Origin of the sequence: Sinobacterium caligoides (assembly GCF_003752585.1) — a bacterium.
In the GTDB taxonomy this organism is placed as follows: Bacteria; Pseudomonadota; Gammaproteobacteria; order Pseudomonadales; family Sinobacteriaceae; genus Sinobacterium; species Sinobacterium caligoides.
The window spans coordinates 196,593-221,921 of the sequence record NZ_RKHR01000006.1; the positions used below are offsets into that span (position 1 = coordinate 196,593).

Below are 25,329 nucleotides of genomic sequence, written 5' to 3' on the forward strand. Positions count from 1 at the left end.
AATTATAATGCCGTGGAGATATCGTTAATATTAGTTAGAATTTGAGAAAAGGAACTTAAGGTCGGTAATATAATCTTTCAATACATGACCATCATCATAGCTCATCATCAAAAAACCCTGCGGGTCAATTAAATAAAAAATACTATTAGAGTGAGCTGGAGCAGTAAGGTTTTGTAGCGATAAATTACTACTTATTTGCAGCAGCCGTGGGTATCTTTCAGCAATCAAAGACTGCTCCTTTGTAGCTGACACCAACAAATAACGATCAAACTTAGCCGCATGCTTGCCGCTTGCAACATGCAGCTGACGCATGAAGTGAAGCAGCTGAGAACACTGTTCAAGGCAGTTGTCAGGAAGTTGATAAAGGAGGCTCCAGCGACCTGTTTCTCCGGGTAAAGCCGATCCCCCATTCGCACTCCCTAACGCAGTGAAATGTTCCCCTATATGCATTGGCGGCGAGACTAATTTGCCTCTGTTTTTTGTTGTCTCTGGCATACCAACTCCTGTCATGTAAACCATCGTTGAGGCAGAGATGATCAGCAGAGGTAATAATAAGATGATCGTCAACGGCAGATGGGAGCGTTGTTTAAACCTGGTGTCGGCCGATAGTTTACTAGCCTGCATAGTCATCACCTTCAATTGTATTAGTTTTTTTCCTAGGGAATAAAAGCTTTAGATTTGTCGTGTTTAATAAGTAAATAATTGCCAGTAGCACTGACATGCTAAACCACTGCATGGCATAGGCCTGGTGCTTCTGTGGGCTCATATTTACCACCACAGGAGCAATCATCTGCAAGCCAGCCTCCGGTTTCATTTGCCATAACAGCCGATCATAGACAGGAGTCGATAAATAAGCTGATAACGACTCGATAGCCTTACTCTGTACCACCTTCGGCCATGATGCTGCTGCCGGTATTTGTGCTAGCTGGAAAGGCTTCTCTTGCTTTGCCAACACCTTTGCCCTGAGCGTAAGCTTATGTTCAGGCGTACTAATATCGGGTAATATTCGTCGATCTAAACTCCCCGCAACCCAGCCTCTGACCACTAGGAATAATTGACCACTATATTCCGCTATAAAAGGCGTTATCACTAGGTAGCCAAACTTACCTTTGTTGATTTGATTGTCGAGTAAAAAGGTTTTTTCATCATCGTAACGGCCCTGCAGCAGAATAGGAGTCCCCTGTGCTAACTTACTCAAACGTGAGGCAGAATAATGCGTAATATTCTCCACCCGTGCGGTAGCGGTTATCTTCGCTCGATTAAGTAACTGCTGTTTTTCTTCCGCCCTTGCCAACTGCCAGAAACCAAGCCATAACAACGCCAACAGAACAATAAAAAACGTAACGGTGAGTACAATACTGCATCGAGGCACAATATATTGTGACAAGCTCATATCCTTATCGGATACCATCGTAGCTCCTTAGTTTCGATGACGACGATAAAATATTTCTCAATTATTATTGTTATATTTGTGGAGTCGTCATAAATTATAATTATATAAAATAAACAACTGACTAGTTCAAGGTAAAACAATGCTAATTAAACCCGCAATAATCATCATCTTTATCTTGCTGTTAATCAGCCTATTCTCTGGACTGTTTTACTTAATGAAAGATAAAGGCAGTAGCAAGAGAACATTAAACTCTTTATCTGTTCGAGTTATTCTTGCCGCCACCCTACTGGTCTTAGTCAGCTATGGCTTATTTAGCGGACAAATAACGCCTCATCAGCCCTGGTAAGCAACGAATAACAGCCCCTTATTTTTGTCCTTGTTTATAAAATATAGACGAACAAAAATAAACCCAACCAAACGACGTCGACAAAATGCCAATACCAAGAGGAAGCCTCAAAACCAAAATGTTCCTCTGCGCTAAAGTCCCCTCTTGTTGTTGAGCGCAACCACTGTACGGCCAACATCAGCGCACCAAGACAAACATGGAAACCATGAAAGCCAGTGAGAATAAAAAAGGTCGAGCCATAGATTCCTGAGCTTAACGTTAAACCCAGTTCGTTATAAGCCTCAACATACTCGACGATTTGAAAGGCGACAAAGGCAAAACCAAGCACCAGGCTCAGCGCCAACCAAAAATTAAATAACGATCGTTTATTTGCCTTCAGGGCGGTGTGCGCTACATGAATGGTGATACTGGAGGTGAGCAATAGCAAGGTGTTTAGCAATGGTAAATGCCACGGATCGACTGTTGCTCCCGGCGAACTAAACTGACCATTATTGGCGATTGGCTGATTACTGATTCCCACGACCTCCTGCGGTGTTGACGACATTGGCCAGCTATATTCAAAACCACGCCATAAATACTCATTAGTAAGAGCACCGACCCCCTCACCCGCCAGCCATGGTAAAGATAAGTTCCGTGCATACCACAGTACGCCAAAGAAGCAGACAAAGAACATCACTTCGGAGAAGATAAACCACTGCATACCCAATACATAGGAGTGCTTTAATTGACGGCTGTTCAGACCTTGTTGTTGCTCAATGATGGTCACCCTAAACCAGGCAAATAACGTCGCCAAAAAAAGCGCCAAACCGCCAAAAAACACTAGCCAGCCATAGCTACTCGCGGTCTCAACAAACTTAGGATTAATACTGTTGATACCGTTCGCCACCCCCACCACCATGATCGCGACCGACACGGCTAAGCAGATCGCCAAACGACTCTGCTCCGGCACATAATATGTTTCTGACGCCTCGGCGTGATGATCCGTCATATATTCCCCCTTCAGTCTTCCTGCTAGTGGACCACGGCCACTTGCTTGCCGTTGAAGCCGTTTGTTATATCGAACAACGTATAAGACAGCGTGATTGTGGTGATGTCCTTCGGTAACTCTTGGTTAACAATGAAACGCAATGGCATGTATATATCTTGTCCGGCCAGCAGTGTTTGCTGATTAAAACAGAAACATTCTGTCTTATGAAAATAGGCCGCTGCCCTTGCTGGCGAAATACTCGGCACAGCCTGTGCAATCATAGAAAACTGACGCGGGTTCTTCGCATAGAATTGCGTTTCCATAACCTGACCTGGGTTCACTACCAGCTGTTGCTGCATCGGCTTAAATTCCCAGCTCATGTTGTCATTATTCATCGTGATCAACTGCACTCTAACGCTTCTCGACTGATCGACAGCAGTGCTTGTCACACGATAGCGCTCTCCAGAGGTTTTACCATTGAGCCCAGTCACATCGCAGATTACGTCGTAGATTGGCACAAGTAAAAAACCAAAGGCGAACATCATCAGCGTCAACAGAGACAATTTTAACGCGGTGATCGTCGGCCTAGGCTTATACATAATCCCCCCTATTTAATTTCTGGCGGAGCGGTAAAGGTATGGTAGGGGGCAGGTGTTGGTAGCGTCCATTCTAGACCATCAGCGCCCTCCCAAACCCTGGGCTTATCGGTTTTCTTACCGGCAACAATGCAGTGAATAACATTATAGAGAAAAAATAACTGAGCTCCCCCATAGAGGAAGGCGCCGCAGCTCGAGATCATATTAAAGTCAGCAAATTGCAACGCGTAATCCGGGATCCGCCGCGGCATACCCGCCAAACCAACGAAATGTTGCGGAAAGAAGGTTAGATTAAAGCCAACAAATGAAACCCAGAAATGCGCCTTACCCAAGGTCTCATTATACATGCGCCCAGTCCACTTCGGCAGCCAGAAATAGACAGCTGCCGACATACTAAATATTGCACCTGCCACCATCGTGTAATGAAAATGCGCGACAACAAAATAAGAGTCGTGGTACTGAAAATCATTAGAGGCTAACGCCAGCATAATTCCCGACAACCCGCCGACGGTAAAGAGAAAGACAAAAGCAATACAAAACAACATCGGCGTTTCAAAAGTTATCGCTCCACGATACATGGTGGCGATCCAGTTAAAGACTTTTACCCCTGTCGGTGCGGCAATGAGCATCGTTGCGTACATAAAAAATAATTCGCCAGCAAGCGGCATCCCGACCGTATACATATGGTGCGCCCAGACAACAAAGCTGAGAATTGCAATCGAGGCCGTTGCATAGACCATCGAGTCATAACCGAATAAAGGTTTTCTCGAGAAAGCCGGAATTATTTGCGACACCACGCCGAAGGCCGGCAAGATAATAATATAAACCTCAGGATGGCCGAAAAACCAAAAAATATGCTGAAACAATACCGGATCACCACCGCCTGCGGCACTAAAAAACGATGTGCCAAAATGGATATCCATCAGCATCATCGTCACCACGCCGGCCAAAACAGGCATCACTGCGATCAACAAAAAGGCAGTAATCAGCCAGGTCCAGACGAACATAGGCATCTTCATATAACCCATGCCTGGCGCGCGCATATTCATCACCGTGGCCACAATATTAATCGCCCCCATAATCGACGAGGCGCCCATGACGTGTACACCAAAAATAAAAAAGGTCACACTCGGCGGGGCGTAAGTCGTCGATAGCGGCGCATAGAAGGTCCAGCCAAAGTTAGGCGCTCCCCCCTCCATGAACAGCGATGATAACAACACAATAAAAGCGAACGGCAACAACCAGAAGCTAAGATTATTCATTCGCGGCAACGCCATATCGGGCGCGCCAATCATCATCGGTATCAACCAATTCGCCAGCCCGACGAAAGCCGGCATGATTGCACCAAACACCATGATCAAGCCATGCATCGTCGTCATCTGATTAAAAAACTCTGGCTGTATCAGCTGTAGGCCAGGCTGAAAAAGTTCGGCGCGAATAATCATCGCGAAGCTGCCACCAATGAGAAACATGGCAAAGCTAAACCAGAGATACAGCGTACCGATATCTTTGTGATTCGTTGTTAGAATCCAGCGACTCATTCCTCGACGCGGGCCATGTTGATGCTCACTCATACCGACTCCCTGTTATTGTTCTTTTTTCGCCTTATAGACATCGATCGGCTGGGCACTATCGCCCATGTTATTGCCCCAAGCATTACGCTGGTAAGTCACCACAGCCGCGAGATCGAGGTTGTTTAACTGGCCACCGAAGGCCTGCATAGCCGTTCCCGGCACGCCGCTAATCACTAAACGCAGGTGTTTTTCCATATCGCCAGTAGCGACCGTTGAGCCTCTGATCGCCTTGCCCAAGCCACCCTCACCTTCGCCACCGTGACAAGCCATACAGCTGCTGTTATATATTTTTTCTCCACGCAGCACCATTTCTTCCAAGCCAAAGCTCTGCGCCATCAAGCTCTTTAGCTTCCCCGCTTCCTGCTGTTTAGCGGCCAACCAAAGCTGGTAATCCCCCTGCTCTACAACCTTTACCTCGATCGGCATAAAACCATGATCACGACCGCATAATTCGGCACACTGACCACGATAAGTACCGACTTTTAGAGGCTTAGTCCACGCCTCGTTGATAAAACCGGGGATAGCATCACGCTTCACTGAAAGCGCCGGGACCCACCATGAATGGATCACATCAGAGGCGGTAATTAACAGCCTCACTTTCGTATTAACGGGAATCACTAGTGGCTCATCGACATCGAGCAAGTAGTGTTCACTCTTCATTTGCTCATTGTTTATCTCCGCCTGCGGCGTCGACATAGCACTAAAGAAGCTGACGGTCTCCCCCTGTGGCGTAATATATTCATACTTCCACTTCCACTGATAACCGGTGACCATGACGTCGAGCTCAGCATCACTACTATCGTAAACTTCAATCAATGTACTGGTAGCTGGAAATGCCATCGCGACGAGGATAACCACAGGGATAGCAGTCCAAAGTATTTCCACCTTGGTATTTTCATGAAACTGCGCGGGTTTTCTCCCGGTTGATTTCCTGTGTGCAATGAGTGCATAGAGCATCACACCAAAAACCAGCACAGCAATAACCACACAGAGAATTAAAATATCCATATGTAAGTCGTAAACTTTCTGGCCGACAGCCGTGACCCCTGGGCTCAGATTGGTTTGCCAGCGTTGAGCTTCCTCGGCAAAGACCGCAGCAGTACTACCAACAGATGCTACCGTGCTGTGCACGAGCAAACGAAGTAAACGTGCTCGTAACAACATACCTAGTTCTCTCCATCTTATTGTTATCAACTTCATTCGCAACCAATGACTACTCCCTCTGCATCAGAAAAAACAAAGCCATTCAAAAACAACAAACACTCTATAAATCAAAACTAAAAACGACGAGTACAAGCCAGTAATACGACGCAAACACCTCGTGCTACGACTAGCGGACAACCTCTTTCAGGTTAATACAACGTACAACACAACCGACTGCATTTAACTTTGTTTTATCAATCGAGTGCGGCAAAATCATTTTGAGTATAGCAAAGGCTTTATAATTCGCATTATTTCTCAACACAACAGCTATTCATCTACGCGATTAAAATAAGATTTTTTATGCGATTAATAGCTGACTCACACTAGCTAAAGCTTATGTTCATTGTCATCAATACTATTAAAGTGTGACCTATCACTCGTATTTTTGTTTGCAACGTTAAATGCGGCTGGCGCATTTTAGCTAGCTCAACTAGATTGCTTTTATGGTTTCAATTTAGCCGGGTACCAATCCTCGTATGTTGACGCCTACACAAAAAAAATCGGCCGCCGAGAAATCTTCTTAAAAGAATATATTAGCTCTATGGCCATGGCTTTGCAGGATGCAAACCACGCACACCACCATTCCTCCACGCTAGCAAAAAAAGGATACGTTAGTTAGAGCTGGGAAATAATATGAATACGTTGTTCATTAACGATCGCATCGAGTCTATTTTAGATTCGGCGTCCACACCATCAGCACTAAACACCTTAATCGAGGATCGTCTAGCGCAAATTGACGCTCACTTCGATATTGCAGACAGTGCCACGATCACAGCCATCATCACACATTACCTACGTCACACCACACACTATTTAGAGGAAGCATCCATACAGCTCAAGGGGCATCTACTATACGAGCGCTGCCAACCACTTTTCGATAGTATCGAGGCTTTTTTCCAACAAGAAAAAGAGCTCTACGACTTACTCTACAGCTGCTATTTTGCGCTGCGCGTTGTCGAAGAGCTCAATGATAAAATGCTTTTTGAAAATGGCCATCAACTGTGCAAGGTGGAGCTGCTACGCCCCAACTTGTTATTACATACCTTGATCGGCGATCCGTTCGCCTGCAAGCTCAGCGACATTGCCAGCGAACTCGTCACAACCAGCGCTTCATTATCGCTAGGCAGCGCTGTCGTTGGCCAAAGCAAAGCAACCAATTGTTTCTATGACTTGCAGTTGCGACTTTTCGCCGCCAACGAATCCCCCCCAAACAAGGCTAACGAGATTGCCTGCTAATGGTCCTTGCGCATGGAGCCCGGGTCCATCAACTGGACCACCTGCACCTCGTCTTCATGCGCTAGCGGCTGCTCTCCCGGGCGTGACTGATTCACCCGAGTATCGACTTCCTGCTGCGCTACCTGATCGTTCATCACATCGCTATAACCACAGCTGACACACTCTCTATGTTGGCCCTCGTCGTCATTCCAGCTCTTAATTTTGTCCATTTCGCTGCAGCGCGGACAGACCGCGCCCGCGACAAAGCGTTTAACCATTTTCTTCATACCAGCTCCGTTCTATCACCGTGTACAACACCCAAACTAACAGATACCGCTGTGTCGCAACAGCGCCGCCGTCTCAGGCTTACGTCCACGGAAGGCAACAAAGATCGCCATCGCATCCTCGCTACCGCCCCGCTGTAACACCGTTTGTTGAAATTGCTGCCCCGTGGCTTGGTCGAAAATACCTTTCTCCTCGAACAGCGAGAAGGCGTCGGCGGACAACACTTCCGCCCACTTATATGAGAAGTAACCGGCACAGTAACCGCCGGCAAATATATGACTAAAACCATGCTGGAAGCGATTAAATTCTGCCGCCGGTATCACTGCCACCTTGGCCCGCACCGCATTCAATTCGGCCTGAATATCGACCGTTCCATCGCACTGGTGAATCGACATATCGAACAGAGCAAATTCAATCTGGCGCACCATCTGCATGCCGGACTGAAAGTTCTTCGCCGCCAACATCTTCTCGAGCTCTGCCTGCGGCAGCGCCTCACCGGTCTGGTAGTGTCCCGAGATCATCGGTATCACCGTCGGTTCCCAACACCAGTTCTCCAAAAATTGGCTGGGCAGCTCAACCGCGTCCCAAGCAACACCGCTGATACCCGACACCGCCGCCACCTCAACCTGGGTCAACATGTGATGCAGGCCGTGACCAAATTCATGGAACAGCGTCGTAACCTCATTATGGGTCAACAACGAAGGGGTATCGGCGGTGGGGCTAGTGAAGTTACAGGTGAGGAAGGCGACCGGTAACTGCAAACTACCATCGGCTGCGCGGCGACGCGCGCGACAGTCCGCCATCCAGGCGCCGCCACGCTTGCCGCTGCGTGCATAGAGGTCGAAGTAAAATTGTGCAATCACCTCACCGTCTTGCAGCACGCTGTAGAGCTTTACATCCTCGTGATAGCGATCAAACTCATGCTGTTCGGCAAAGTCGATGCCAAATAACTGAGAAGTGACTTTTAATAGACCCTCAATCACCTTGTCGGCGGGGAAATAGGGGCGCAGTTGCTCCTGATCGAAGGCATACTCCTGCTGCTGCAGCTTTTCACTGTAGTAGGGCACATCCCAAGCCTGCAGATCTGCAACGCCATACTCACGCTGACAAAACGCCTGTAACTGGGCAAAGTCGGCCTTCGCCACCGGCAGTGACTGTTCGGCCAGCTGCGTAAGAAACTCCACCACCTGGGCCGGTGTCTCCGCCATCTTGGTGGCCAACGAGCACTCCGCATAATTGTTAAAGCCCAGTAGCTTGGCCTGTTTACTGCGTAACACCAAGATTTCATCCATCAACGCACTGTTATCCCACTGCCCCGCTGTCGGCCCCTGATCTGAGGCACGCGTGGTAAAAGCGGTGTACATCTGCTCACGCAGCGCCCGGTTATCCGCATATTGCATCAGCGGTAGATAACTCGGTATCTCCAGCGTGATCAGCCAGCCCGACAAGTCTTTCGCCGCCGCCTGCTCGGCGTACATCTGCTTGACCATCTCCGGCACGCCGGCGAGCTCATCTTCCTCGGTGACGTGACAATGCCAGCCCTCCGTCGCATCGAGCACATTATTGGCGTATTTAGTCGAGAGCTCAGATAGCTTCTGCTGATAATCGGCGTACAGTGCCTGCTCCGCATCGTCGAGGGCAACACCGCTGAGCTTAAAGTCACGCAGCGCATTGTCGATCGCTTTGCGTTGGGCCGTGCTCAACTGCGCGTATTCATCACTACCGGCAATACTCTGATAGGCATCACAGAGTGCACGGTTCTGCCCCAATTCGGTGGTATAGGCGGTCAGTAATGGCAGTGAGGCGTTGTAGGCATCGCGCATCGCGTCGCTATTTTGCACGCCATTAAGATGGCTGATCGGCGCCCAGAACTGACTCAACGCCTCATCGATCGCCTCCATCGGCTCCGCAAGGTTCTGCCAGCTATAAGGTGCTGGCTGCGACAATAGTACCTCAATAGCTTTGCGGCTATCGGCAAGCCGCTGCTCCAGTTCGGGAACAATCTTTTCAATCTCAATGGCGGAGAAAACCGGCAGCGATAATTTATTCACATTAGTATCCTTGTTGCTTCTGCATGATCACTCATTTAAGTGCCGCTATTTTCAGCGATGCCCGAGTGAGATTTAGACGTATCGACATGTTATAGGTAAAATATTGGTACGATTACTCATATTCAAAGGTAGTGCAGTCAAATGTCCGAGAATAATATTCGCAGCTTCCAGGGCCAGCAGGCAAAACTCGGCACAGGCGTCTTCGTTGACGACAGCGCCGTCATCATCGGCGATGTCGAGATCGGTGACGATAGTTCGGTCTGGCCCTTCGCACTGATTCGCGGCGACATGCACCGCATTCGCATCGGCCAACGCACCAGCGTGCAGGATGGCTGCGTCTTGCACATTACCCACGCCAGCGATTATAACCCCGATGGCTACCCACTACACATCGGCGATGATGTCATCATCGGCCACAAGGTGACGCTGCATGGCTGCACAATCGGCAACGAGGTGTTGATCGGCATCGGCAGCATCGTCCTCGACGGTGCCGTCGTCGAAGACAAAGTCGTCATCGGCGCCAACACCTTAGTGCCGCCGAACAAGACGCTCGAGAGCGGCTACTTGTACATAGGCAGCCCCGCCAAGCAGGTGCGGCCACTCAGCGAGAAAGAGCTCAGCTACTTCACTTACAGCGCCGGCAACTACGTCAAATTAAAAAACCAATACCTGGCTGAACCATCAGCCTAGGTTATAATCAATAAATTACCTGTTAGGCCGTAAGCTCGGCACGAATGACCTCAATCACAGGCGCTACACTGGGGCGCACGTCGCGCCATAGCGCGAATGCTTCAGCAGCCTGACCGACCAGCATGCCGAGACCATCGCTGACCGACGCGGCACCGTGCTGCTGCGCCCAGCGCATGAATACGGTTGGCTCGGCACCGTACATCATGTCGTAACACTTTCCCTCTGTGGCGAGCAGTGTCGCCGGCAGCGGCGGCAAGTCGCCGGCCAACGACGCTGAGGTACCGTTGATCACCACATCAAACTGGTGCCCGTCGAGACGCTCAAAACCACAGCCGACGACCGCGATGTCAGCCGTAAACGCCTTTGCTAAAGCCTCCGCCTTCGCCGACGTACGGTTGGCGATAACGAGCTGGCTCGGTTGCTGTGCCAGTATCGGCCCCAATACCCCGCGCACCGCACCACCGGCACCCAGCACCAGCACGCGTCGACCGGCTAACGACCAGCCTAGGTGATCGACGATGTCACTGACCATGCCGATGCCGTCGGTATTATCACCGAGAATGCTACCGTCCGCCTGCACCGCGAGGGTGTTAACAGCACCGGCCTGCCGCGCTCGCTTAGTCAGCGTATCAGCAAATTGATAGGCCTCGAGCTTGAAGGGCACGGTGATATTGAGACCGCGACCGCCGTCGGCAAAGAACTGCACCGCCGCCTGCGTGAAATCATCGACCGGCACACACTGCTTGCCATAGGCTAACGATTGATCCGTCTCGCGGGCAAAGGCGTGATGAATGTCTGGCGAGCGTGAATGTTCGATCGGGTTGCCAAACACCGCGTATTGATCGACCCTCATGCCAGCCACTCCCGAGGCTGTAGGTAATGTTCGTAGAGCTCGGCCTCCGGCGTGCCCGGCTCCGGCTGGAAATTATAATCCCAGTGCACGATCGGCGGCAGCGACATCAAGATCGACTCCGTGCGGCCGCCCGTCTGCAGACCAAACAAGGTGCCACGATCGAAGACTAGGTTGAACTCCACATAACGGCCACGACGGTAGAGTTGGAACTTTCGCTGCTGCTCGCTATATTCACGCGTCTTGTTGGCCGCTAAGATCGGCCGATAGGCCTCGATATAGCTGTCGCCCACCGCCTGCATGATGGCGAAGCAGCGCTCGAAACCACCCTCGTTGAGGTCGTCAAAGAACAATCCACCGACACCGCGCGTCTCGTCGCGATGCTTCAGGTAGAAGTAGTCATCACACCATTTTTTATAACGGGGATAGAGCTCATCACCGTGTGGCGCTAGCGCATCATGAGCGGTCTGATGCCACTGCCGACAATCCGCTGCTACCGGGTAGTAGGGGGTCAAATCATAGCCACCGCCGAACCACCAGACCGGCTCCTCGCCGTCTTTTTCCGCGACAAAGAAGCGTACGTTGGCGTGCGAGGTGGGCACGTGCGGGTTATTGGGATGGATCACCAGCGAGACCCCCATCGCCTTAAAGGAGCGTCCGGCAAGTTCCGGCCGCTGCGCTGTCGCCGAAGCCGGCATCGCCGCCCCCTCGACATAGGAGTAGTTCACCCCGCCCTTCTCGATCACTCGGCCATCGGTCATCACCCGAGTGCGGCCACCACCGCCCTCGCTGCGACGCCAGTTATCCTCGAGGAAGACGGCGCTGCCGTCCTCGGCTTCGATCGCCTGACAAATGGTGTCCTGTAGCTGCATCAAATAGCTTTGTACTGCCTCAATGTCGATCGTTGACATAGGGTCTCCGTGATTAGTTATAACTTACTGAATATTCGTCAGCCACCGGCGCGTATGATACGGCCGCTAGCGAGCTCTCTGATCGTCGAGGCCGTCTTTGCCCCGCCCACACAACCTGGCGCAATGCCATCGAGGTAGCCGGCAAAGTAACGCCTCACCTGCAGGGCAGAGCGCGCCGAGGGCTTGCCCTGGGGATTGGCCGAGGTCGACACTATCGGGCCGCCAAAGCGCTGACACAACGCCACCACTAAGGGGTGACTGGAAACCCGCAGGGCGACGCTATCGTGTCGCCCCCGGATCCAGGCAGGGACTCGACCGTTATCGGCTACCAACCAAGTATTCGGGCCCGGCCAAGAGGCCTCAAGGCTCTGTCGCTGTGCCGCGCTGATGTCGGTCAGGTACGGTGCCAACTGCTCAATATTCGCCGCCACCATGATCAACCCCTTGTCGACAGAGCGCCCCTTGAGGGCTAATAATTGTTCTACCGCCAACGCATTCTCGGGGTCACAGCCCAGGCCCCAGACCGCCTCGGTCGGGTAGGCAATGACACCGCCACAGGAGATGGTCTCAACACAGCGGCGCACCGCCACATGACGCAACCAAGGGTTGGCGGCTGGTGACTTGTGGATCTTCTCTGACATGAATTTTCGAACCCCTTCGACAAGCGCTTTTTCTCTGCCAGCAATGTTACCTGAGCACGGCGCAGAAACCTATTGCGTCGTGCAGCGCTGATAGCCACCCGCCTCCAATAACACCATGCCGGCAAGCTCTAACTCTAACAGTAAACCACTTAACTCCGTCACCGCCAGACCGCTGCGCTCGACCAGCGTGTCGACATCCATCGGTTCATAGCCAATCAACTGTAACAGTGCCTGCTGCGCCGCGCTCAACGACGGAATCGATAACAGAGCGGCTGGGGTAGCCTCCACCTGCTCCGCTAAATAGGCCAAGCCACCGCTGAGCTGGGCGATGATGTCGGCGCTGGTCTCGATCAGCGTCGCCCCCTGTTTGATCAACTGATGCGGGCCGCGACTGAGCGGGTTGTGGATCGAGCCCGGTAGGGCAAAGACTTCGCGCCCCGACTCCATCGCCAGGCGTGCCGTGATCAACGAGCCACTTCTCACCTTCGCCTCCACCACCACCGTGCCCAATGAGAGCCCGGCAATCAGACGATTGCGCCGCGGAAAGTGCCCGGCCTTGGGCGGTGCCCCGAGGGGCAGCTCTGATAGCAACAGCCCCTGCTCGATGATCTGCTGGCGCAACCCATGATGACTGCTCGGGTAACACACATCTAAGCCGGTACCGATCACCGCGATGGTCGGCCCCGACTGCAGTGCACCGCGATGCGCCGCGCCATCGATGCCTGATGCCAGCCCGCTAGTGATGACGAAACCGCTCTGCGTCAGCTCCTTGGCGAACATCTGCGCCAGCGCTAGACCGCCATTAGTGGCCGCACGGCTGCCCACCATGGCCAGCTGAGGCTGGCGCAGCAAGCGGCTATCGCCAAGGCAAAATAATACCGCCGGTGGGTCGGCCAACTCGCGTAATAACGGCGGGTAATGGTCATCAAACCAATCGACTATCTGGCCACCGTGAGTACCCAACCAGCACAGCCCGTGCTGCTCCCGCTGCAGTATCTCATCCTCGCTAACGGCGGCACGTAGCCGTGACAGGGCCCCTCGCTGCGCTGCCGGCAAGCCAGCGGCAGTGGTCGTGGCGCGGTGGAGAAAATCATCGAAGGAATCGCTATTGGCGAGTAATGGGGCCTGGGCTCTCGAGCCCGATCCCGGCAGACGGCTAAAGGCAAGCCGCCGCAGGTCGTGTAGAGTTTGCTTGTCATCCATGACATCACAACACTAATCAGCTGATTTGACTATCTAGTGTAGCGGTTGCGGAGGGGCTTGCCCAAATTACGGCATGACCACTTTATCGTCGACCGACAGGCCCTGATTCGCCTTTAGCACCAAGCCATAGCTGAGCTTGTTAAAGACACGGAACACCATCAACAGGCCTGCACGCTGATCCGGTAGCTGGATCATTTCATCGGCGACGCGATCACTGACCACCTCACCCTTCTTCATGATCGCCAGCACATTGCCCTCTGCTAGGCCGTCACGCTCACCGCGGTTAATTACCACCACGCTCATCTTACCGACCTGGCTAACGCCCTTGCCGACACCGATGATTACACCGGAGATATCGACTGAGGGGGCACTTGGTAGATAGTTAGCGCTCACCTCTCGAATATCTGAGGCCAGTAAAGTATCACCGATACGGGCCTCTTCGGCACTGCTGTAGAGCTCGAAGGTGGCAATATCGTCCTGCTGGTCGACGAGATGTCCCATGCCGATGTTACGCATCTGGAGACCTAACACCTCTTCCGTCTCAGGGTCGGTGAACAGCTCATCCTTGCGGTAGATACCATAGCTGGCATGATTTTCATCGAAGTCACCGCGGGCAAACAGTTGATCGCCGGCGCCGCTGATAATGTGGCGCTTACCGCCGGCGACGACATAGGGCTTACCCTCTAAATCGCCCTGTTCGATAAAGCGCCCCTTGCTGAGGAAGGCGTGAATCTTCTCGAGAGGAATCGCCGGAATGGCGCGGGAGAGATCATCGGTGCGAATCGTCGGCCCCAACTTGACCACACCACCGCTATTACGCTTAAGCCTGATGCGCGGCTGACCATCGACATAGACCAACGACAGTAGATCGCCGGGATAGATCAGATGCGGGTTGTTGATCTGCGGGTTGACCTGCCAGATCTCCGGCCACTTCCAGGCATCGTTGAGAAATTCATCGGAGATATCCCACAGGGTATCGCCCTTCTGCACCACGTAGTTATTGGGATGATTAGTCTTCAATAAGCCACTACTTGCCGCCAATACTGACGAGGCAAAGCCAATGCCCACTAGAGCCGCTAGCCACTTTTTCATTTCTACCATCCCTAAAATTTAACTTGTTATTGTTGAATAGCCCTGCCCCTAGACCGCTAGGGCTGGTAAAATGTGCTGTTCACATTCTAATCAACGTCTGTTCTCTTGTACAACGACACCCCAGCAAGAGTCAGTCTATGCCGCTATTATTGGTCACGCCCACCACTTAAGTGTCATAATCTTAGCAGTTGTTCTTGCGCAGATACTAGAGGTTCTTCACACAACACAATGGCCATTCTCAATATACTAGAATACCCAGATCCCAGATTAAAAACCATCGCCCGTGAAGTCGGGGCCGTCACCGACGCCACCCGCAAAATCATCGACGACATGTTTGAGACTATGTATGCGGCGCCGGGCATCGGCCTCGCCGCTACCCAGGTCGACATTCATCAGCGTATCGTGGTGATCGATGTCTCCGAGGAGCACGACCAACCGCTGGTGCTGATCAACCCGACTTACCATATCGTCGATGAAGCGCTGCACAGCTACGATGAAGGCTGTCTCTCCGTGCCCGGTTTCTACGAGAGCGTCGACCGCCCCGGCAAGGTGCGCCTCAGTGCCCTCGATCGCAACGGTGAGCCCTACGAGCTGGAGGCCGACGGCCTGCTGGCGGTGTGCATTCAGCACGAGCTCGACCACCTCAACGGCACGCTGTTTGTCGACCATATCTCCAAGCTTAAGCGCAATCGCATTCGCAAGAAGCTCGAGAAACAACACGCCCGCGGCTAACCACGCCGCTCACTCTATCGACTGAGCTATCAATGACTAACGCACCCGCTGCCGCTCGCGAAGACGGCCTCAAGATCATTTTTGCCGGCACGCCGACATTCTCTGCACAACACCTGCAGGCCCTAGTAGATCAGGGCCGGCATCAGATTGTCGCCGTCTACACCCAGCCCGACCGCCAGTCTGGCCGCGGCAAGAAGGTGCTACCGACGCCCGTCAAACAGGTGGCGCTCGCACACGACATCCCCGTCTATCAGCCGCTGTCGCTGAAGCCCGAGGCCGAACTCGAGCTACTCGCCAGCCACGGCGCCGACCTGATGGTCGTCGTCGCCTACGGTTTGCTGCTGCCCCAGGGCGTGCTCGATACCCCTCGCCTCGGCTGCATCAACGTGCACGCCTCGCTGCTGCCACGCTGGCGCGGTGCGGCACCGATCGAGCGCTGCATCGAGAGCGGCGACGAGGAGACCGGTGTCACCATCATGCAGATGGACATCGGCCTCGACACCGGCAACATGATCAGCAAGCGCTTCTGCACCATCGAGCCGGCGGAGACCGGCGACAGCCTGCGCGACAAGCTCTCCGCAGTCGGCCAACCGGCGCTGCTCGAGACCTGCAACCGCATGGCTAACGAGCTGGTCGAGGGCGAGGTGCAGGACGATAGCCTAAGCAACTACGCCAGCAAGTTAAGTAAGAGTGAGGCCGCGATCGACTGGCAGCACAGTGCCGTGGCGATCGAGCGTAAAATCCGCGCCTTTAATAGCAGCAACGTCTGCTTCAGCGAGCTCGGCGGCCAACGCATCAAAATCTGGTCGGCGACGGTGGTCGAGTGCGATAGCAGCGCCGCCGCCGGTAGCATCATCGAGTGCTCGAAGAAGCGCGTCGTAGTGCGCTGCGGCGAGCAGGCGCTGCTGCTGACCCAGCTGCAACTGCCCGGCAAGAAGGCGATGGACACCGCCGCCGTGCTCAACTCGCGACGCGACTGGTTCGCCGAGGGACAGTGTTTTGTCTAAGCCCCTGCCCTGTCGCGCACAAGCGGCCCGGCTGATCGCCCAACTGATGAGCCAGCAATCCTCCCTCGCCAATCTGATTCCGAAATACCTGGACAGTATCGACGAGGGTGAGCACGGCCTATTCAAGGAGCTCTGCTTCGGCGTCATGCGCCACCATGCACGGCTATCCGGCCTCGCCGATCAGCTGATTCACAAGCCGCTGAAAGAAAAAGATCGCGACGTCTACGCCTTAGTGCTGATCGGCCTCTATCAGCTAGCCTATATGCGCGTGCCCGATCACGCCGCCATCGCCGAGACCGTGCAGGCTAGCATCGCGCTGCGCAAGCAGTGGGCTAAATCCTTCGTCAACGGTGTGCTGCGCCAGTACCAGCGCCGCGCCGACAGCCTGCAACAGCAACTCAGCGTCGCCGCCAGCCACAGCCACCCGGCCTGGCTGTACGGCATGATCAACAAGCGCTGGCCCGAACAGCTGCCGCAGATCCTCGCCGCCAATAATGCCGCGCCGCCGATGATTCTACGCGTCAACCGCCAGCAGTGCCGCCGCGACGACTACCTGCAGCTGTTGGCGCAGGCCAATATCGCCGCCCGCCCCTGCCGCTTCAGCGCCGACGGCATCGTGCTCGAACAGGGCCAGAGTGTCGACGCGCTGCCCCACTTCGCCGACGGCTGGCTCAGCGTCCAAGACGAGTCTGCGCAACTGGCCGCCAACCTGCTCGACGCCCAACCACAGCACCGCATCCTCGATGCCTGCTGTGCTCCTGGCGGCAAGACCTGCCACCTGCTGGAACAGGTGCCCACTGCCACCGTACACGGCCTCGAGTTGGTCGAGAGCAAACTCGAGCGGGTGCGTGACAACCTGCAGCGCCTCGGTCTCGAGGCGACGCTGTTCGCCGGCGACGCCAGCCAGCCCGCCGATTGGCACGATGGTCAAAGCTACCATCGCATCCTACTCGACGCGCCCTGCTCCGCCACCGGTGTGATTCGCCGCAACCCGGACGTCAAGCTGATGCGTCAGCCCGAGGAGATCGCCGCCATCGCCGAGCTGCAGTTCCGTATTATCAGCGCGCTGTGGCCACTGCTAGCGGTCGGCGGCAAGCTGCTCTACGCCACCTGTTCGATCATGCCGGCAGAAAATACCCACCTGGTGGAACGCTTCGTCACCGGCACCACCGATGCCCGCCACCGCCCGATTGACGCCGACTGGGGCATCGAACAGCCCTATGGCCGACAGATTCTTCCCGGCGGCCAAGACGGCGATGGCTTTTTCTATGCTTGCATAGAGAAGGTCGAAGGCTGAGAATAAGCAGACAATAACACTCTGCAGTGAACAACTTGGCGTCGTGTCGATACACGCGAACGCCACAACTAGGTATCTTTAGTAAGCGATGAAAATCTTAATTCTCGGCGCGGGTCAAGTTGGCGGAACACTGGCGGAGAGCCTCTCCAGCGAAAAGAACGATATCACCGTCATCGATACCGATGCGCCGAGGCTGCGTGAACTGCAGGATCGTCTCGATATCAGTACCATCTGCGGCGGCGCCGCCTACCCCAACATCTTGAAGAGTGCCGGCGCCGAAGACGCCGACATCCTGATCGCCGTCACCAACAGTGACGAGATCAACATGGTCGCCTGCCAGGTCGCTCAGACGCTGTTCCACATCCCCACCAAGATCAGCCGCATCCGCTCGACCCCCTATCTGCTGAAGAAAAACCTGTTCCACCACGACGCCATTCCCATCGACGTCATCATCAGCCCCGAGCAGTTGGTCACCAACTACATCCGCCGGCTGCTGGAACACCCCGGCGCGCTGCAGGTGGTCGACTTCGCCGAAGGCAAGATTCAGCTGGTGGCGGTCAAGGCCTACTACGGCGGCCCCATGGTCGGCCAAGAGCTGCGCCAGATCCGTGAGCACATGCCGATGATCGACACCCGTGTGGCGGCGATCTTCCAGCGTGACAAGGCGATCATCCCCAAGGCTGACACCGTCGTCGAGGCCGATGACGAAGTGTTCTTCATCGCCGCCAAAGACAACATCGCACCGGTGATGGCCGAGTTGCGTCGTCTCGACACCCCCTATAAACGCATCACCATCGCCGGCGGCGGCAACATCGGCGAGCGCCTCGCCGAATCGATCGAGAGCCGCTTCCAGGTGAAGCTGATCGAGCGCAGCCACGAACGCTGCCGACAGCTGTCGGAGAACCTCAATCAGACCATCGTGCTGCACGGCAACGCCTCCGACCGCGACCTATTGCTGTCGGAGAACATCGAGGACTGCGACATCTTTTGCGCCCTCACCAACGACGACGAGGCCAACATCATGTCGTCGATGCTGGCCAAGCGCATGGGCGCCGGCAAGGTCATCACGCTGATCACCAACCCCGCCTACGTCGAGCTGGTACAGGGCGGCGAGATCGATGTGGCACTGTCGCCGCAGCAGATCACCATCGGCAGCCTGCTGACCCACGTCCGCCACGGCGACATGGCCAACGTACACAGCCTGCGCCGCGGTGCCGCCGAGGCGATCGAGATCGTCGCCCACGGTGACAGCCGCTCCAGCCGCGTCGTCGGCAAGGCGATCGGCGATATCTCGCTACCCAGCGGCGTCACCATCGGCGCCATCCTGCGCGACGACGAGGTGCTGATCGCGCACAAGAAGATCACCATCCAGACCGATGACCACGTCATCCTGTTCCTGGTCGACAAACACAAGAGCCGCGAAGTCGCCCAGCTCTTCCAAGTCGGTTTCGGCTTCTTCTAAGTTGTAGGCTGACATGCATCTTCCCACCATTTTTCGCACCGTCGGCTTCTTGCTGATGTTGTTCAGCTTGACCATGTTTCTGCCGCTGTTGGTATCGCTGATCTACCAGGACGGTGCCGGCGACAGCTTCGTGCTGTCCGGGGCGATCACCTTCGGCATCGGCGCCGCCATCTACCTGCCGCTGCGCCGCCAGCGCAAAGACCTGCGCACCCGCGACGGCTTCCTGATCACCGCGCTGTTCTGGACCGTACTCGGCCTGTTCGGCGCGATCCCACTGCTGCTATCGGAACAGCCCAGCCTCAGCGTCACCGACGCCATCTTCGAATCGATCTCCGGCCTCACCACGACCGGGGCCACGGTCATCACCGGCCTCGACCAGCTGCCGCCGTCAATGCTGTTCTACCGTCAGCTGCTGCAGTGGATGGGCGGCATCGGTATCATCGTCATTGCCATCGCCATCCTGCCGATGCTGGGCATCGGCGGCATGCAGCTGTACCGCGCCGAAACGCCGGGGCCGGTGAAAGACAGCAAGCTGACGCCGCGCATCACCCAGACCGCGAAGACGCTGTTCCTGATCTATCTGAGCCTCACCACGGTCTGTGCCGTCAGCTACTGGCTGGCCGGCATGACCGTGTTCAACGCCATCTGCCACGCCTTCTCCACCGTCGCCATCGGCGGCTTCTCGACCCACGACGCCAGCATGGGCTACTACGCCGACAACCCGGCGATACTGATCATCGCCTGTACCTTCATGATCATCGCCGGCATCAACTTCGCCCTACACTTCGGTGCCTTTCGCAACGCCAGCATCAGCCAGTATCGCCGCGACCCGGAGTGCTGGTTCTACCTCAGCTACCTGTTCTTCGCCTCCATCGCGGTATCACTGCTGCTCTATTTCCACCACTACTACGATTTCAGTGACAGCTTTCTCTACGGCGTCTTTCAGGTGATCTCGATCACCACCACCACCGGCTTTGCCACCACCGACTTCTCCACCTGGCCCAGCCTGCTGCCACACTTGCTGCTCACCTTCGCCTTCCTCGGCGGCTGTGCCGGTTCCACCGGCGGCGGCATCAAGATGATTCGTGCCCTACTGTTGGCCAAGCAGGGCTTTCGTGAGCTGCAACAGCTGATCCACCCCAACGCGGTGATTCCGCTCAAGCTCGGTAACCGTAGCGTCAGCAACCGCGTCATCGTCGCCGTCTGGAGCTTTCTGTCGGTCTACATCATGACCTTCTTCATGTTGATCATGGCGCTGATGCTCACCGGCCTCGACTTCATCTCCGCCTACTCCGCCGTCGCCGCCTCGCTGAACAACCTCGGCCCCGGCCTCGGCACCGTCGCCGCCCATTTCGGCGACATCAACGACGTCGCCAAGTGGATTCTCTGCCTGGCCATGCTGCTCGGTCGGCTGGAAGTCTTCACCCTATTGGTGCTGCTCACCCCGGCCTTTTGGCGCCGCTGAGTGTCACCGTCTGTCTGCGCATCCCGCGCAGCCAGGCCTGAAAAAAAACAGCGCATTGCTGGATTAAAAACCAAAAAACTATCGCCCATTTATTCATCTCTTAGATCGCATTGCTCACTCAGCCTACACCGAGTCTCACCAACGCCTCGACAATCACTTAAGTTGTGTTGAACAATAAAAAGCAGGCTAACAGGCGCCGCGTTGACTCACCGCCAGGGACAACAATGAATAAACAACAAATCGCCGTTTTAACGCAGCGACTAGAACAGTCCGATATTCCGGACTATCAGTATGAGCTGCTCATCTACCTTATCGAGAGTTCTACAAAGGAGATTCTTAAACGGATTACCGACAACAAAAATAAAACATTTGAGGTCTATGGATCAGGTGTGATCTACCATGACCAGGACCCGAAATTTGGTGAGGTGGTTGAGATGTATAACATCCAATATAAAGAGACGTTTATGTTTCTCCCCTACGCCAACTTCGCGGCGATGATTAACGCCATCTTAGCGGGTAACACGCCGCCGAAGGCGCAACCCCTGAACGCGGTGGCAGAGGATAGGAGTGATTATGAAGAGTCGTCGGAGGAGTTTGGCTGGCAGTAGCTGGCGGCAGCGGTTAAAAACCGCGGCAGCAAAATGGACTCTCTGCCTGGCCATGCTGCCCAGTCCGGCCTTTTGGAACCGCACAACGGCACAGCAAACTCCGACTAAAAATAAAAGTTAATTACTTCGAGCCAACAAGACGACACAACAATATTTCGTTAGAGTAGTTGTCACCAATAATGACACAATACAACCACAGGGACTTTGTATGGATTTTATTCCTATTTTAATCGCTATTTTATTTTCGCCGTTTGACGGCTTTAGTCTACTCAGTAGCGCGGGCGATACGCCTGTATTACATTACTATAGTGAGCTCGAGGCCGGCGAACCGATCACCCTGCAGTGCCTGAATAGCGATGGTGACTATGTCAATATCACCACCGCACAAGTCGGCCACCACAACTACAACGAAAACTTTACCAACTTGCCGATCAGGCGCGCCAGTCTCGCCTTGCCTACCGGTAATCAATGCTCTGTCATTTCCAATCAGTCGACACTTAAAAAAATCTGGCCTGATAGCCCATGCACCCTGTGGTGGCAAGTTAGCTTCACCACCACCCAGACCTATCGTGTACTCCACAACGGCGAGGCCGTTAACCTATGGGATAATCTCGAGACTGCAAAATTTATCCGCTCGATCAAGGCTGGCGACAACATTCGCCTTGCCGCCAATGCAGTCAACTTAAACTCTACCAACCAACTGCAGTACTCTCAGTACACGCGAGAGAGTGGCTACGCCGGCCCGCTAGCCAACTCCTATAAAGAGTATGGCGGCAATGGCATAAACTGTGGCGGCGATGTAGAAGGCTACAATACTGATGACCAGATCAGCATCAGCTTTGGTATTAGCAACCCGCAAGATGATATCGGTTTGTTTAATTTCGGCTTTAACTACAAGGAGCCCAGCGGCACCATTTACGACGACTATGAAAACCTTGAAGAGGATATTTACAAAGCCTACAAGAGAGGTTCTGAAGGGATGATTATCAACATCACTCGCCCAGAAGTCTGGGATATTAGTCTCGAGCAATGGGAGTATTTTCGCCAGCTACTGATTTAATACGGGTCAGTTTTATTATTTTAACCTTTCAATTATTGCTGCATCGTTTCAACGCTGCAGCATGCCTTTCTCCTCGCCCCCTCTCCCTTTCCCTTTCCGTCTCCATCTCACCGTGATATTGCTAACCCCATTTTTTATGACAAACGCATGTAAAAACATTTAACTATTATTCAGCATTACAATAATGTTAGCATCGCGGCTAATTATTTTAAAAAAAAATACAATGACTACGATTCTTATCGTATTGGATTACATGCTCAGTGAGCTCAAGCAAACTTGAACGATCACGCTGAGTAACAATAAAAAACCGATCGGCCCCTGACGGCTGCTCGACCTTGGATACAGAAGAAGAAATTCGTCAATGAAAATGCAACGATTGTCTCTACGCCGCTTATGGTGCGTGGCTGCTGTGTGTGCGCTGTTGCCCACGCTCAGCCAGGCTAACACGATTACTCCTACCAGCGCTGGCTCGGCAGTGACCCACGCCTCATCGAGTGGGTTAGATGTGCTAAAACCGGTCAAGGCGAACGCAAACGGCCTGTCGATTAACCACTTCAGCCAGTTTAAGCTCAATAATAACGATCTGCAGATTCTTAACGTGGCCGCCGATGAAGACAGTACCGCGGCAACCACCATCGTGTTAATCGCCAATGAGTTTTTATTGCAACAGCACATCGAGCTGGTCGGCGCGCCCGCCAACTTGGTGTTGTTATCAACGGCCAATGCCGGCGACATCAGCTGTTTTAATTGTAGTTTTACCGGCTTTCATCGCCTCAGCCTTAGCGCCGCCAGATCAGACAGTAATTTCAGCCACGATGTTGGGGTACTGGCCTCGACCCCGGGCGGCCAGGTGACCGTCGACAATCTCGATGCCGCCGGCATTCTATCAGTTGAGCTGCAAGCCAATAACGTTGTACTACAGGGGCCAATCAATACCCATCTGGCCGCCACGAAAAACAGCCAAGGGCAATACCAAGCCGCCCCCGTCGGTAGCCATAGTATTGGTGCCGGTGGCGTTAATCTAATGCTCGGCCGGCTCAGCTGGGATTACGACCAACAGCAAATCACCCGCAGCCAAAGCAGCGGCAGCGCCACATTGAACGGCAGTATCCGCAGTACCGACGTGCTGATTAACAGCGCCTCACCGCTGACCCTCAACACCAGCATCGACAGCCGCAGCGACGCTATCGCCAGCCAATATTTTAATGGCGCCAGCTATCTACCGGTCGAGCGTGTGCGCGTGCATGATTTCGGTAGTGGCACCACCACCATTAACGGCACCATACGCAGTAACCGCAGCGTTGCGATCAACAGCGGCGGCGCACTGCAGCTGAATAAAGCCGGCAACCTCATTCACGCCTACCATGTCGAGCTGATTGCAAAAAATAAATTATTTAATAGCAGCACCATCAGCGGTAACGAGTTGCACCTCGCCGGTGGCCAACTGGTCAACCGCGGTAGCCTCAATGCCGAGCAACGCCTAGAAGCCTGGGCCGACTACACCCTTGCCAACGAGTTTGGCGGCGAGATCAGCGGCGCCAGTATGTTGTTGCAATCCGCCCGTGGCATCGTGCGCAACGGCTCGCGCACACCCTATATTCCCACTGTGGAAAACAACACGCTGTTAACGATCAACAGCAATGAAGCCTATCAGTACCAGAAAGGCGGCACCTACTACCGCAGCGGTATGAACGTCGACGGCAAAGGGCAAAAAACCAGCGATCTGTCTGGTAAAATCACCGCCAATATTCTCGAGATTAAAGCACGCGCTTTCGAAAATATTAATCCGGTGTGGAAAAAAAATCGCTCTGCAGAAACAGAATCACAATTTAAACATAAAAATATATGCATGGGGGCAAATCACCCTCTCATTGTAGTCGAAGGTGATTGGGAGAACAGAAAGGCCTGGTCCCCGACCTTCGATAATGTATTCTTTCATGAAAAGGACCAAAAACAGGTATCCATATCTGCAGAAACCACCCTAAGCATTGTCACTTCCGACTACATCTTAAATAGCTCTGCTGAGATAACCCTCAATCACTCTGTCGGTTCTATCAACTTTCAATCCAAACAATTTCTAAATGAGCGCTACCGATCTGCCGCTGGGTTAATAGCAAGATCCTGGGAATTTAAAATGATATTTTGTGATTCAGGTAACCCAAACCTTGCATTAACTACGGATAAATTTGAATTTGCGAGTCGTCGCTATATCGATTCGCCATCCGCAACATTGATCTCGCTAGCCAATCTAAAAGCAAGATTAACTCAACGTTTCTACAACAACGCCGCCTATATCGAGATCTATGGTGATGCTTACTTCGATAGCCCGCGTGTGAGCGATATCGGCAACAGCCATGCTAAAGAAGATTATTTTACTGCAGATTATCATAACGCTGTAGATAAGCATTCAGTCGTAGAAAAACAAACTGACAGCTTATTTTTAATTCACGGCAATACCTATGGTCGAAAAGTAGCCACAACAGAGTCGCCTTATACAACGAAGTTAAGCGTTGAAAATATTAACGTGCTCGACCAGTTTAAAGCACAAGCTGGCGCTACCGTTACAGAAAATACGACAAAAGAAGAAACCGTTACAATGTATCGAAAAATCGTCGAACTAGCGAAACAAATGGCTGCGTGGATCAACAGCCTCTTCGATGAAATGGACTGGTGGAATTAAT

24 protein-coding genes are annotated in these 25,329 nt (G+C 53.4%); 11 read left to right on the forward strand and 13 right to left on the reverse strand.

What is annotated here, in order from left to right:
* Positions 1-30 precede the first annotated feature (30 nt).
* A complete protein-coding gene (locus EDC56_RS15800) occupies positions 31-624 on the reverse strand; it encodes a hypothetical protein (protein WP_123713540.1) in 594 nt (197 codons plus the stop codon).
* Positions 614-1,411, reverse strand: coding sequence for an SURF1 family protein (locus EDC56_RS15805; protein WP_123713541.1), 798 nt, complete (start codon positions 1,409-1,411; stop codon positions 614-616). The genes EDC56_RS15800 and EDC56_RS15805 overlap by 11 nt, the downstream gene beginning before the upstream one ends.
* Before the next feature lie 121 nt (positions 1,412-1,532).
* Here EDC56_RS15805 and EDC56_RS15810 point away from each other — a divergent pair, with 121 nt between their 5' ends.
* On the forward strand, positions 1,533-1,739 hold the full coding sequence (locus EDC56_RS15810) for a twin transmembrane helix small protein (protein ID WP_123713542.1): 207 nt from the start codon (positions 1,533-1,535) through the stop codon (positions 1,737-1,739).
* A 34-nt stretch (positions 1,740-1,773) separates the two neighbouring features.
* On the opposite strand, the gene EDC56_RS15815 is transcribed toward EDC56_RS15810, so the two are convergent.
* Genes EDC56_RS15815 through coxB form a run of 4 tightly spaced genes read right to left on the reverse strand, consistent with a single transcriptional unit; the run spans position 1,774 to position 6,040 of the window.
* Positions 1,774-2,727, reverse strand: coding sequence for a cytochrome c oxidase subunit 3 (locus tag EDC56_RS15815; protein ID WP_123713543.1), 954 nt, complete (start codon positions 2,725-2,727; stop codon positions 1,774-1,776).
* Positions 2,728-2,750: 23 nt separating this feature from the next.
* The gene (locus tag EDC56_RS15820) at positions 2,751-3,305 is read right to left on the reverse strand and encodes a cytochrome c oxidase assembly protein (protein WP_123713544.1); all 555 of its coding nucleotides are present in this window, start codon (positions 3,303-3,305) and stop codon (positions 2,751-2,753) included.
* A gap of 8 nt (positions 3,306-3,313) precedes the next feature.
* Positions 3,314-4,876, reverse strand: a complete 1,563-nt coding sequence (gene ctaD / locus EDC56_RS15825; RefSeq protein WP_123713545.1) for a cytochrome c oxidase subunit I — start codon at positions 4,874-4,876, stop codon at positions 3,314-3,316.
* Positions 4,877-4,888: 12 nt separating this feature from the next.
* Positions 4,889-6,040 (reverse strand): cytochrome c oxidase subunit II, encoded by a 1,152-nt coding sequence (gene coxB / locus EDC56_RS15830; protein WP_123713546.1) that lies wholly within the window; start codon positions 6,038-6,040, stop codon positions 4,889-4,891.
* A 672-nt stretch (positions 6,041-6,712) separates the two neighbouring features.
* Here coxB and EDC56_RS15835 point away from each other — a divergent pair.
* Positions 6,713-7,315 (forward strand): hypothetical protein, encoded by a 603-nt coding sequence (locus tag EDC56_RS15835; RefSeq protein WP_123713547.1) that lies wholly within the window; start codon positions 6,713-6,715, stop codon positions 7,313-7,315.
* Here EDC56_RS15835 and EDC56_RS15840 read toward each other — a convergent pair.
* Both EDC56_RS15840 and prlC read right to left on the reverse strand, forming a co-directional pair.
* Positions 7,312-7,581 carry a YheV family putative zinc ribbon protein gene (locus tag EDC56_RS15840; RefSeq protein WP_123713548.1) on the reverse strand — a complete coding sequence of 90 codons (270 nt, stop codon included), beginning with the start codon at positions 7,579-7,581 and terminating at the stop codon, positions 7,312-7,314. The genes EDC56_RS15835 and EDC56_RS15840 overlap by 4 nt on opposite strands.
* A gap of 36 nt (positions 7,582-7,617) precedes the next feature.
* On the reverse strand, positions 7,618-9,630 hold the full coding sequence (gene prlC, locus EDC56_RS15845; protein ID WP_123713549.1) for an oligopeptidase A: 2,013 nt from the start codon (positions 9,628-9,630) through the stop codon (positions 7,618-7,620).
* Positions 9,631-9,771: 141 nt separating this feature from the next.
* On the opposite strand from prlC, the gene EDC56_RS15850 reads away from it, so the two are divergent.
* Entirely contained in the window at positions 9,772-10,320 is a 549-nt protein-coding gene (locus EDC56_RS15850) for a gamma carbonic anhydrase family protein (RefSeq protein WP_123713550.1), read from the forward strand.
* A 22-nt stretch (positions 10,321-10,342) separates the two neighbouring features.
* Here the strand turns inward: EDC56_RS15850 and aroE are convergent, their stop codons facing one another.
* From aroE to EDC56_RS15875, 5 genes are all read right to left on the reverse strand, one after another.
* Positions 10,343-11,173 carry a shikimate dehydrogenase gene (gene aroE, locus EDC56_RS15855; protein ID WP_123713551.1) on the reverse strand — a complete coding sequence of 277 codons (831 nt, stop codon included), beginning with the start codon at positions 11,171-11,173 and terminating at the stop codon, positions 10,343-10,345.
* Positions 11,170-12,081, reverse strand: a complete 912-nt coding sequence (gene hemF / locus EDC56_RS15860; RefSeq protein ID WP_123713552.1) for an oxygen-dependent coproporphyrinogen oxidase — start codon at positions 12,079-12,081, stop codon at positions 11,170-11,172. Before hemF ends, aroE begins: the two co-directional genes overlap by 4 nt.
* Positions 12,082-12,119: 38 nt before the next feature.
* On the reverse strand, positions 12,120-12,722 hold the full coding sequence (gene tsaC, locus EDC56_RS15865) for an L-threonylcarbamoyladenylate synthase type 1 TsaC (protein ID WP_123713553.1): 603 nt from the start codon (positions 12,720-12,722) through the stop codon (positions 12,120-12,122).
* A 69-nt stretch (positions 12,723-12,791) separates the two neighbouring features.
* Positions 12,792-13,925, reverse strand: a complete 1,134-nt coding sequence (dprA, locus tag EDC56_RS15870; protein ID WP_123713554.1) for a DNA-processing protein DprA — start codon at positions 13,923-13,925, stop codon at positions 12,792-12,794.
* 66 nt (positions 13,926-13,991) lie between these two features.
* Positions 13,992-15,017, reverse strand: coding sequence for a LysM peptidoglycan-binding domain-containing protein (locus EDC56_RS15875; RefSeq protein WP_123713555.1), 1,026 nt, complete (start codon positions 15,015-15,017; stop codon positions 13,992-13,994).
* A 228-nt stretch (positions 15,018-15,245) separates the two neighbouring features.
* Between EDC56_RS15875 and def the strand changes: the two genes are divergently transcribed.
* From def to EDC56_RS15915, 8 genes are all read left to right on the forward strand, one after another.
* Entirely contained in the window at positions 15,246-15,749 is a 504-nt protein-coding gene (gene def / locus EDC56_RS15880; protein ID WP_123713556.1) for a peptide deformylase, read from the forward strand.
* A 32-nt stretch (positions 15,750-15,781) separates the two neighbouring features.
* The gene (gene fmt / locus EDC56_RS15885; RefSeq protein ID WP_123713557.1) at positions 15,782-16,756 is read left to right on the forward strand and encodes a methionyl-tRNA formyltransferase; all 975 of its coding nucleotides are present in this window, start codon (positions 15,782-15,784) and stop codon (positions 16,754-16,756) included.
* On the forward strand, positions 16,749-18,053 hold the full coding sequence (gene rsmB, locus EDC56_RS15890; RefSeq protein WP_123713558.1) for a 16S rRNA (cytosine(967)-C(5))-methyltransferase RsmB: 1,305 nt from the start codon (positions 16,749-16,751) through the stop codon (positions 18,051-18,053). Before fmt ends, rsmB begins: the two co-directional genes overlap by 8 nt.
* Before the next feature lie 88 nt (positions 18,054-18,141).
* Entirely contained in the window at positions 18,142-19,515 is a 1,374-nt protein-coding gene (trkA, locus tag EDC56_RS15895) for a Trk system potassium transporter TrkA (RefSeq protein WP_123713559.1), read from the forward strand.
* A 13-nt stretch (positions 19,516-19,528) separates the two neighbouring features.
* On the forward strand, positions 19,529-20,980 hold the full coding sequence (locus EDC56_RS15900) for a TrkH family potassium uptake protein (protein WP_123713560.1): 1,452 nt from the start codon (positions 19,529-19,531) through the stop codon (positions 20,978-20,980).
* 224 nt (positions 20,981-21,204) lie between these two features.
* The gene (locus EDC56_RS15905; protein WP_123713561.1) at positions 21,205-21,588 is read left to right on the forward strand and encodes a hypothetical protein; all 384 of its coding nucleotides are present in this window, start codon (positions 21,205-21,207) and stop codon (positions 21,586-21,588) included.
* Between the two features lie 208 nt (positions 21,589-21,796).
* Positions 21,797-22,648 (forward strand): hypothetical protein, encoded by an 852-nt coding sequence (locus tag EDC56_RS15910; protein WP_123713562.1) that lies wholly within the window; start codon positions 21,797-21,799, stop codon positions 22,646-22,648.
* 361 nt (positions 22,649-23,009) lie between these two features.
* The gene (locus EDC56_RS15915; RefSeq protein WP_148059435.1) at positions 23,010-25,328 is read left to right on the forward strand and encodes a filamentous hemagglutinin N-terminal domain-containing protein; all 2,319 of its coding nucleotides are present in this window, start codon (positions 23,010-23,012) and stop codon (positions 25,326-25,328) included.
* Position 25,329: the final 1 nt, after the last annotated feature.